The 11,204-nt window shown below is 51.5% G+C and carries 8 protein-coding genes; all 8 read left to right on the top strand.

Annotated features, from left to right (window positions below; translation table 11 throughout):
* Positions 1-24 precede the first annotated feature (24 nt).
* The 8 genes from R50912_RS25720 to R50912_RS25685 all read left to right on the top strand — a co-directional run bounded on the left by R50912_RS25720 (position 25) and on the right by R50912_RS25685 (position 11,115).
* On the top strand, positions 25-3,270 hold the full coding sequence (locus R50912_RS25720; RefSeq protein ID WP_042238820.1) for an alpha-mannosidase: 3,246 nt from the start codon (positions 25-27) through the stop codon (positions 3,268-3,270).
* A gap of 114 nt (positions 3,271-3,384) precedes the next feature.
* Positions 3,385-4,989: a discoidin domain-containing protein gene (locus R50912_RS25715; RefSeq protein WP_042238817.1), complete on the top strand. Its 1,605-nt coding sequence runs from the start codon at positions 3,385-3,387 to the stop codon at positions 4,987-4,989.
* A gap of 198 nt (positions 4,990-5,187) precedes the next feature.
* Complete coding sequence (locus R50912_RS25710; RefSeq protein WP_042238816.1) at positions 5,188-6,123, top strand: ABC transporter permease; 936 nt, start codon at positions 5,188-5,190, stop codon at positions 6,121-6,123.
* A gap of 47 nt (positions 6,124-6,170) precedes the next feature.
* Entirely contained in the window at positions 6,171-7,043 is an 873-nt protein-coding gene (locus R50912_RS25705) for a carbohydrate ABC transporter permease (RefSeq protein ID WP_231637714.1), read from the top strand.
* A 50-nt stretch (positions 7,044-7,093) separates the two neighbouring features.
* Positions 7,094-8,665 carry an extracellular solute-binding protein gene (locus R50912_RS25700; RefSeq protein ID WP_052416692.1) on the top strand — a complete coding sequence of 524 codons (1,572 nt, stop codon included), beginning with the start codon at positions 7,094-7,096 and terminating at the stop codon, positions 8,663-8,665.
* A 30-nt stretch (positions 8,666-8,695) separates the two neighbouring features.
* Complete coding sequence (locus tag R50912_RS25695; RefSeq protein WP_042238815.1) at positions 8,696-9,646, top strand: DUF1861 family protein; 951 nt, start codon at positions 8,696-8,698, stop codon at positions 9,644-9,646.
* A 12-nt stretch (positions 9,647-9,658) separates the two neighbouring features.
* The gene (locus R50912_RS34525; protein WP_042238812.1) at positions 9,659-10,357 is read left to right on the top strand and encodes an MgtC/SapB family protein; all 699 of its coding nucleotides are present in this window, start codon (positions 9,659-9,661) and stop codon (positions 10,355-10,357) included.
* Positions 10,358-10,368: 11 nt separating this feature from the next.
* Positions 10,369-11,115, top strand: coding sequence for a Cof-type HAD-IIB family hydrolase (locus R50912_RS25685; RefSeq protein ID WP_042238811.1), 747 nt, complete (start codon positions 10,369-10,371; stop codon positions 11,113-11,115).
* Positions 11,116-11,204 lie beyond the last annotated feature (89 nt).

Raw genomic sequence — 11,204 nt, 5'->3', positions numbered from 1 at the left:
CAAATAGGAGGGGAAAAATCAAGCATGAAATTCGTTCTGCAGAAGTTGGAGGGCCGCATCCGGGAGCTTGCCGGATTAAGATACCGCGAAAGCCGGACATTGGCTGACGTTTATATTGCTCCGGATGTGAAGGATTTGGCTGAAGTGCGTCAGCAGTTTGAAGGTGGAACAGCGGTTCGTGTTGGTGACCGCTGGGGGGGCAGAGACCGTTATGCCTGGTTTATCACGGATGTCGAATTTCCACACGACTGGAAGGGGCAGGATGTCATTGGTCTCATCAAGCTCGGGGACACAAGCGGAGGGAATACCAGCGGGTATGAAGCACAGGTTTATCTGGACGGAGAGCCGTTGCAGGCGCTTGACCGCAATCATGCGGAGCTGTTTTTTCCGAAAGACGCAGTGGAGAGAGGCTATGCAGAGCTGGCCATTTATGCGTGGAGCGGACTGAAGGCGCCGGACGGGCGCATACCGTTTGATCACCGGATCGATATGCTGAGCTTCGCGGTACTCGACGAGGCAGTGGACGACCTGTATTATACGTCGATGCATATGCTCCAGACTGTGAAGCAGCTGGATGAACGTCAGCTGGAACGACATGGGCTGACGGACGCACTGGAAGCGGCATTCCGCCAGTTGGACTGGAGCAGACCCGGCTCGGAGGCGTTTTATACATCCGCGGCACAGGCACGCCAAATACTGCGCGGGCGTCTTGAAGCTATCCCGCGGGGGCCACGTCCACAGATAACGGCAGTCGGACACTGCCATATCGACGTGGCCTGGCTATGGCGCCTGCAGCACACGCGTGAGAAATCAGCGCGTTCGTTCTCTACAGTGCTCATGTTGATGGAACGTTTTCCGGAATATGTGTTTCTGCAGTCACAGCCGCAGCTTTACGCCTACTTGAAGAAGGATTTTCCGATGCTGTATGCCAAAATCAAGAATCGCGTACAGAGCGGAAAATGGGAAGCTACCGGGGCTATGTGGCTGGAGGCGGACTGCAATATTCCGTCGGGAGAATCACTGGTCCGCCAGCTTCTGACCGGCAAGCGCTTTTTCCGGGATGAATTCGGCGTGGATAACCGCGTACTATGGCTGCCTGACGTATTTGGTTACAGCTGGGCGCTTCCGCAGATTCTGAAGAAGAGTGGCGTCGATTATTTCATGACGACCAAAATCAGCTGGAGTCAATATAACCGTTTCCCTTACGATACATTTACCTGGAGGGGGATCGACGGGACAGAAATTCTAACGCACTACATTACCACGCCGGATAACGGTAACAACTCATATTATACGTACAATGGCAATGTGACAGGTGCTTCTGTTCAAGGGCTATGGGACAACTACCGCCAGAAGGATATCAACAATCAGCTGCTGCTGGCTTACGGCTGGGGAGACGGGGGCGGGGGGCCGACCCGTGATATGTTGGAGGCTGTAAGGCGGTATGAGGATATACCGGGTGCCCCCCGGGTCAAGGCAGGGGGAGTGGAAGAGTTTTTTGTGCAGCTTGAGAAACAGCTCAAGGACCAGCCGCAGCTTCATTTATGGGATGGTGAGTTGTATCTCGAATCCCACCGTGGAACGTATACCTCCCAGGCCTACAACAAGCGCTTGAACCGCCGGATGGAGATGCTGCTGCATCATGCGGAATTCTTAAATGCATTCGCGCTTGCGTTGAATCCGGAGCATGCCTACCCGTCGGTGCAGCTGGCTGACAGCTGGGAGATTGTGCTGCGTAACCAGTTTCATGACATCATTCCGGGATCATCGATTCATGAGGTTTATGAGGACAGCAGACTTGAATACGAGAAATCGGAACAGCTTGCACTTGCCACGATTGAACAAGGGATTCGTAGCTTGAATGGAGCAATTGGCCGCGAAGCGGAGAGGAGGGGGAAACCTGTCCGCGTGTTTAATGCTCTTGGCTGGAAGCGCTCATTCCTTGCAGAAATCGATATAGATGATGCAGAGAATTTCTCATGGCATACGGTAGAAGGCTTCAAGCTGGATGCTCAGGCTGCGGTAAGTGAACAGGCGAATCTGACAGCTTTATGCAAAGTACTGGTGGCGGTTCGGGATGTGCCCGCTTACGGATATACGACCATTTATGGACGTCCCGAAGCGGAGCATGAGCAGCTACGCAATCCGGCGGGTATCGGGCTGGAGTCTTCTGGATCATGGAGCATCGGTACCGGCCGCCTCGAAACCCCTTACTATAGTATTCTCCTGAATGATGCAGGTCAGATCGCATCGCTCTATGATAAACAGGCCAAACGTGAAGTACTGAAGAAGGACCAGCCGGCAAACATGCTGCAGGTATTCGAAGACAAGCCTATGGCGCATGACGCTTGGGATATCGACATTTATTATCAGGAAAAAATGACCGTTGTGGACGGACTGCAGGAGCTGTCTGTGCTGGAAGCCGGCCCGTTGCGGGGCGTGCTGAAGCTGGTGTACTGCTACCAGAGCTCTACGATCGAGCAGTATCTAATTGTGTACCGCGATCATCCGCGCATTGATTTCAAAACCCGGGTGGACTGGCAGGAGCATCAGCAGCTGCTGAAAGCAGCCTTCCCCGTGGACATCCGCTCAACCAAAGCGACATACGAAATTCAGTTTGGCAACGTGGAGAGGCCGACACACTGGAATACAAGCTGGGATTATGCCCGATTCGAATCCGTTGCCCAGCGCTGGGCAGATTTATCCGAAGGCGGATATGGCATCAGTCTGCTGAATGACTGCAAATACGGGCACGACATCCGGAATCACGTCATCCGTCTGAGCCTGATCAAATCCGGCGTTTATCCTGACAGCAATGCCGATCAGGGATTGCATGAGTTCACGTATTCACTGTATCCGCACAGCGGGGGATGGTATGAAGCGGAAACACATCAGGCAGCGTGTGAACTGAATGCGCCGCTGATGGCAACTGCGCTGCAAGATGGCTCCAGGCTCCCCGATGAACTTGGAATGATACAGACGGACGCCCGTAATGTCATGATCGATACTGTTAAAAAGGCTGAATTTGGCAACACGCTGATTATACGGCTGTATGAATTCGGAGGGATTCGCACTAAAGCATCCGTAACGGTTGATCCGTACCTCGGTGAGCTCTGCTCGGTGGAGGAAACTGACCTTATGGAAGAGCATCCCTTTGCCCTCCCTTTTACCGGTCAGCAGATCGAACTCGCTTTGGCACCGTATGAAATCAAAACGTTGAACCTTGCCCTATCCCATTCTCAGAATTTGATAGCCGCAGCCGATTTTTAAAGGTTGAAAAACTGCAATTTGTAAGGGAATGCAGGATTTCGAAATTTACAGGATCAAGGCGGCTATTCTAGCATGAAGGAAGCAAGCGAGGTTTCATAAATGGGGAGTGAATAGATGATGAAGAATAAGAAATGGATGGCACTGCTGATGTTGGGTGCTTGGATCTCCGGGCTTGGAGGCATGGTGGCTCCGGGATCAACGGCAGAAGCGGCGGAAGTGACGCAAACGGCACGGCTGAAGCTTATGACATTTAATGTGCGAAACCTGCACGGAGATGACGGAACTATTAACTCATGGGATAACCGCAAAGACAAGGCAGTGAATGTCATCAATTCATTTGGTCCTGATATTGTCGGCATGCAGGAGGCTTATGCTGTACAAATCGATTACTTTATAAGTCATCTGAACGGAAACTACCAGTCACTGGGAACCTCAAGATACGGGAACAAGACGGATGAATACTCCAACATCGTATACCGGGCAGATAAATTCCATGTCCTGGAATCCGGCCAGTTCTGGCTCAGTGAGACGCCCGATGCCGTCGGAAGCCTCAGCTCATTTGATGACAAGTGGCCCCGAATATGCACTTGGGCCAAGTTCCAGGCGAAAGACGATCCGAGAACCGTCTTCTATTATTTCAATACCCACTTCTCTTTGAACAGCAGCGCCCGGGCGCTATCGTCCCAGTTGATCTTAAACAGGGTCTCGGAGTATGTGACTTCACCGGATACGCCGGTATTTATTGGCGGAGATCTTAATTCTCCCGAAACTGAGAGCGCTTACTCCATCCTTGAGCAGTCGGATTTCAGCGATGTCTGGACCCAGAGCGGGCATGACTTCAATAATGCTTCTACCGTCAGTAATTATAACGGCAACACAACAGGCCACCATATTGATTGGATTTTCCAGCGTGGTGCCGGAACCGTGGAGTCGATGGATATCAACCGTTATAACGAGAACGGATTATATCCCTCGGACCATTATCCGGTGCAGTTGACTATCCAAATCCCCCGCACAGCTAAAGCTTTGCCTGCCGGTTACGTGAATGTTGCGGCACAGGGAACCGCCACGGCGGATGGTTATGTGCAGGGAGAAGCACCTAATAAAGCTATTGACGGAACCGTCCTTGGCAACAGCAAATGGTGTGCAACCGGAACCGAGCCGCATTGGCTGCAGATTGATCTTGGCAAGAGGGTTAACCTGTACCGGTTTGTGGTGAAGCATGCAGCGGCAGGCGGTGAGACGCCAAGCATCAATACCAGGAACTTCAAAATCCAGGTCAGCGATAACGGCAGCGCCTGGACCGATGCTGCAGCAGTGACCGGAAATACGCGGGACATTACCCTGCATGACGTCAACACCTTCGGGAGGTACATCCGGGTCTACATTACAGACGCCGGAGCCCTCAGTACCGATACGTCAGCGCGGATTTATGAGCTGGAGGCCTACGGTCTGGATAAGGGTGCAGTGTTCTATAAGGATGGAAGCTATGGCGGTTATGCGGTGTCACTGGCTCCCGGCAGCTACACGCTGGCGGCTCTGCTCGAAGCGGGCATCCAGAATGATGACATTACCTCGCTGCGCGTATTCGGCGGCGCTGCAGTGGAATTGTATGAACACGACAATTTTCAGGGAGCCAAATTAGTCCGGACAGCGGATGATTCGTCTTTAACTCCAGAGGGTTGGAGCGATAGAACGTCCTCAATCCTAATCAACTGAGGAGACGTTCCAAGAACGGCTTTCATATTTCTAAAGGATTGTACTATATATGAAACCGCTCCGCCGAATTTGAGGGTCCGGTCACCGGATAGTTAAAGCAATATCCGGTATTTGAAATAGCCAGCAGCCGGAATTTTGCTTAAAGTTACGTCATAGCAAGCAGCCAAAGCACGATAACGTTAACGGGAGGATTTGAAATTGGAAAAGAAGCTTCGTCGGCGCAGGGGGGTTCTAGCGGATATACGGGCCAACGGCACATCCTATCTGCTGGTTTTGCCGGCAATGGTCTACACATTTGTATTCGGGTACATGACCTATCCGTATATGCTGATCGCCTTCCAGCGGTTCAATTACACGAAAGGTATCTTCCACAGTGAGTGGGTCGGTTTTCAAAACTTTGAGTTTTTCTTCCGGTCCAATAAAGCGCTCACAGTCACTTTTAATACGATATTTCTCAATCTTTTGTTTATTTTCTTTGGCACGCTGACGGCACTTGCTATCTCACTGCTGCTTAACGAGCTGCGCAAGAAACTGTTTGTCAAAATCAGCCAGTCAGTCATGCTGTTCCCGAATTTCATCTCCTGGATTGTCATCAGCTATGTGATATACGCCTTCTTCTCCATGGATATGGGAATTGTGAACCAGCTGCTGAACAAGCTCGGTTTTGCATCCTTCAACTGGTATACGGAGCCGAGGGCATGGCCGGTGATCCTGACGCTTATGCATGTCTGGAAGGGCGCCGGGATGAGTGCCGTAATCTATCTGGCTACCATTACCGGCATTGACGACACCTTGTACGAAGCAGCCCAGATCGATGGGGCGAACCGCTGGCAGATGTGCAGGAAGATTACGCTTCCACTGATGATGCCGACGGTTGTCATCCTGACGCTGCTCTCTATCGGCAAGATCATGTACGGCGATTTCGGGATGATCTATGCCTTAATCGGCGATAACGGAACCCTTTACCAGACAACTGATATTATTGATACCTATGTATTCCGTTCCTTGCGCCAGATTGGCGATCCTTCGGAAGCGATGGCCGTCGGACTGTTTCAGTCTGTGGTTGGCTTTATCCTCGTCTTCGGCACCAATACGATTACCCGCAAATTTTTCAAGGACGGCGCACTTTACTAGAATTTCTAGGATGCGTAGGATCAACACAACTTTGAGGAGGAGACAAAGTGAAAAAAGGCTCCATCAGCAACTTAATTATGTATGCCTGTATTACCGTGTATTCAGCGCTCTGTCTGATTCCGATGCTGCTGGTTCTGATGATCTCAGTAACAGACGAGGATACGATCCTTAAGAATGGCTACAGCCTGTTTCCGGAAAAGTTCTCCCTGTATGCCTACAAGCTGATTTTTACCGGTGGATCACAGGTTTTGCACAGCTATATGATTTCCATCTTCGTCACGCTCGTCGGAACGGTCCTGGCCGTTCTGATCACATCCATGGCCGGGTATACCTTGGCCAACAAGAGTGTGAAGTACCGCAACTCCCTGTCACTCTATTTTTTCATTACGATGATCTTCTCCGCCGGAATCGTGCCCTGGTATTTAATGAACCGCTCACTCGGGCTCACGAATAACATCTTGGCGCTGATCATTCCTTCGCTGCTGTTCAGTCCCTTCAATCTCTTTCTGGTTCGCAACTTCATGAACGGAGTTCCGGACTCCCTGCGGGAATCGGCGACCATCGACGGAGCGAATGATCTTACGATCGCTTTCCGCATCTATCTTCCGCTGTGCACACCTGTACTCGCCACCATTGCGCTCTTTTACGGGCTGGATTACTGGAATAACTGGTGGAACGCGATCATGCTGATTGACGACAAGAGCCTGTATCCGCTGCAATTCATGCTGCTCCAATTGAAATCGGAAATTAGCATGCTGAATGAAATGACGATGCTTGCAGGAGCAAGTGATGTCACCTTGCCGGCAGAATCGGTTAAGATGGCCACTGCGATTGTCACGATCGGACCTATCATTTTTCTTTATCCCTATTTGCAGAAGTATTTTGTCAAAGGACTGGTTATTGGATCGGTTAAGGGCTAATATAATCCCTTCGGGGTTTATATACAAAATTATAAGGGAGTCGATTTCTTATGAAAAAGAGCTTTACTCTGGCGCTTGCAGCCATGCTTGCAGTTACCGCGCTTGCCGGATGCGGAAGCAAGAATTCCGGCAATACCGTGAATGAAGGAGGCAAAGAGAGTGCTGCCGCCACGCAATCAGCCGGTAAAGAGAAAAAGACTGAGCCGGTCAAGATCAAATACGTAGTACCCGGCACAGAACCGAAGGATTACAAGGAAGTTTTCCAGAAGATCAACGAGAAGCTGGCTGCGGATGGCGTGGGTGTAGAGGTTGAGAAAACCTACATTCCAAGTGATGCCTGGGACCAGAAGCTTAATCTGATGCTCTCCACGGGTGAGGATTTCGACCTGTTCCATATCATGCAGGACCGCACGCCGTTCTCCAGCTACTACAACCGCGGGGCGTTGGCCGATATTAGCGGAGCGATTGAGCAGTACGGTCAGAATTTGAAAAAATACATCCCTGAAGATATTTTCGATGGTGCCAAAATTGACGGCAAATATTACGCCGTTCCGTCCTATTGGGTGGAAATGGCGAGCGAAGGCGAGTTCAACATCCGCCGGGATATTCTCCGGGCGAACAATCTGAAGGAGCCAACCACTCCGGATGAGCTGATCAGTGCGTGGGAAACGGTGATGAAGAACTGGAAGGGCGGCAACAAGCCCTATTTCTCAAATAAAGCGGACTTCGATCCGGTGAGCCTGCATACCACGGTTCTACATCGCATGTACGACACTTTTCCATTCACCGTCAAAGACAAATTTTTCTATGTAAATCAGAACGGCGAGGTGAAATCCTGGATCGAAACGGAAGAGTTTAAGAAGGACGCGGCATTTATGCGCCAAATGTACACCAAGGGTCTGACAAGTCCTGATATTCTCGTCCTGAAGGGGGAGCAGCTCAAAGCCCAGATCGATAGTGGTGACTGGTTTGTCAATTTCGGTACGGCCGGAAGCCTGAGTTCGCTGCAGAAGAACAATCCGGAAGCGACGGTCGACGATATCGGCGTAGTTTTCTTCAATCCCGAAAAAGAATACTTGCGGCCGCTCACCTTCAAGAACGGCAATGCGGTTCCGGTTAACAGCAAACATCCCGAGGAAGCGGTCAAATTCATGAACTGGATGCTGGCCAGCCAGGAGAATTACGATCTCGTCCAATACGGAATCGAAGGCAAGCATTATACCAAGGACGGCGATAAGGGCATGAAAGCCATTAATGACCCGGACAACAACAATAAACCCGGTTACAAGGGATCGGAATCCCAGAGTGGCAATGTAAGCTTCATGCGCTTTGATCTGGAAAACAGTATTCCCGAGAACAACAAGGTGCTGTTCGAAGCGAATCCGAAGGCGATTAACAGCATTGCGGCAAACTTTGCCTTTGATCCAACCAATGTAAGAACAGAATACACCAACATTGCATCAGAAGCGGCTGCCAGCATCACGCCGATTTATATGGGGGTACAGGAGTATGACAAGGCATTCCCCGCGGCGCTCGACAAAATGAAAAAAGCGGGACTGGATAAGGTTGTTGCTGAATATCAGCGCCAGTTCAAGGAATATCAGGCCAATCAGGGAAAATAATCGAAAAGACAAAAGAATAGGAGTGAGCATATGACTTTACTGGAGCAGAGAATTCAATTTGAGGAAACCAAACATATTTATGACCGTGCCATCCTGAGTTTTCACGGGGTGGAGGGATTCGATGTATACAACATTTCCATCCCCTTTGAACGCGATGGCAAACGTTATCTGTTCGGACGGGTCGAGCGGCGCGATGAATGGGCGCGCTCCTGGGTCCGCCTCTTCGAGGAGACCGGACAGGATGAATGGACTCTCGTGCAGGGCAGCATGATCTATACGCTGGAGGACCCTTATGTCAGTCTGATCGGCGGCGAAATCGTTATGGGCGGCACTCATGTCCAGCGTGATGGGGGGAAGGTGAAGACCTATTTCGGATATTTCCACAGAGGAACGGATCTTCATGATTTGTATTATTTCACTTCAGGCCCCAATAAAATGAAGGATATCCGTCTGGTCGAACTGCAGGATGGCAGAATAGGTGTCTTCTCCCGTCCGCGCGGCGCAGAAACGCGCGGCAAATATGGAAGTGAATCCATGATCGGCTTTACCGTGATTGACAGCCTCGATCAGCTTACGGCAGAGACAATTGAGCAAGCTCCTTATATCGCGGGCATCTTCGGCGAAGGCGAGTGGGGCGGGGTCAATCAGGCTTACTTGCTTGACAGTGGAAGGATCGGTATTATCGGCCATAACTGTTACCGGGATAAGGATGCAAGCGGCGGCGAAGTAAAGGTCTATCTTAACATGGCTTTTGTCTTTGATCCGGAAACCCGCACAGCGGAGGGCCTTCATCTGATCGGCAGCCGTACCTGCTATCCCCCGGGACCGGCCAAGACACCGCATCTGGTTGATTGTGCCTTCACCGCCGGCATTGTGATGCGGCCGGACGGCAAGGCTGATCTGTACAGCGGTGTGGGCGACTGCGAAGCGGGCCGGATTACGATTGACTACCCATTCGCAGGATATGGCCGGATTGTGTAAAGGGATGAAGCGATGATGACTGCCAATCCGGCTGTGTGGCATATTGGCTATATGGATATCAGCCTCCGGATCGCCCTCGCTCTCCTGATCGGTGGATTCGTTGGACTGGAAAGAGAGCGGGGCCAGCATCACGCCGGATTCCGCACCCATATTCTGGTCTGCCTGGGCTCGGCGTTGATTACGCTCACCTCGATTTACGGCTTCAGCCAATTTGCCGGGGAACCTAATGTCCGGCTGGACCCGGCCCGGCTGGCGGCACAAATTATCAGCGGTATCGGCTTCCTTGGAGCCGGAACGATTCTGCGTACCGGGAATACAATTTCCGGATTGACGACAGCCGCGTCGCTCTGGGTAGTCGCCGCAATGGGTATTGCCATTGGCGCCGGCTTCTATTACGGGGCTATCCTCACCTTCGTTTCGGTGCTGGTCTGTCTGTTTGTGCTCCAGTGGGTAGAGAAGCGTATCCGTCCGTCCAGCAAGACAGCAGTGTATACGGTAACGGTGGCGAAGGAAGGCGATCCCGGGATCTTTTTAAACTTCTTCCGCGATGAGGGCATCAAGGTGAAGTCCTTCAAGATGGATATGCTGGAAGGCGGCGCAGTAAGGATGCATTTTGTCCTATCCAGCAAGCATTCGGATATGAAGCAGAAGATATCCACCATGTCGCTTAACCGTGACGTAGGAATACAGCAAATGGAAATCGGAATGTGAGGAATGAAGGAATGAAATATAAGCTGCTCGCACTGGACATGGACGGGACGGTACTGAACAGGAACCACGAGATATCCGCAGAGAACCGCAAGTGGATACACCGGGCGATTGAACAAGGGATTTCCGTGATGTTTGCCACCGGCCGCGAGGTGCAGAGTATTGCGCCTTATGTCGAAAAGCTCGGTCTGCGTTCTCCGCTCGTTGCCGTCAACGGAAGTGAGGTGTGGCGGGCTCCCGGCAGCCTGCTGGTCCGCCATACGCTGGAGGATAACTGGGTTCAGGAGCTGTACGCGCTGGCGCTGGAGAGCAATTGCCGGTATTGGGCCTATACTGTAAATGAAGTATTCACTGCGCAGAATTGGCCCGGGCAGATCCTGCGGCCTGAAGATGATCCATGGCTCAAATTCGGAATGCACTCCGATGATCCGGCCTGTCTGCAGCAGATCCACCGGATTCTAGACGCCACGGGCCGGTACGAGCTTACCAATTCCAGCCCTCGCAATATTGAGATTAATCCGTTAGGGATTAACAAGGCAAGCGGAATCCGTGAGGTCTGCAGGCTGCTGGGAATCGGGATGGAGGAAGTTGCCGCCTGCGGGGACAGTCTGAATGATCTGAAGATGCTCCGCTCCGTCGGTCTGGGCATTGCCATGGGCAACGCCCAGGAGGCGGTGAAGCAGGCAGCCAAAGCCGTTACGGGAACCAATGAAGAAGATGGTGTAGCCCAGGCAATACGCAATTATCTGCTGGGGGAATAAATAAATTCATCTGAATAACAACAGCCGGCAATTTCTCATTTAAGTGGAGAGTTGCCGGTTTTTACAAATAGGCGGTTTACGGGAGTTCT

The sequence above is a fragment of the Paenibacillus sp. FSL R5-0912 genome (assembly GCF_000758605.1).
GTDB lineage: Bacteria > Bacillota > Bacilli > Paenibacillales > Paenibacillaceae > Paenibacillus_AQ.
This window is presented reverse-complemented; position numbering and strand designations above follow the sequence as displayed.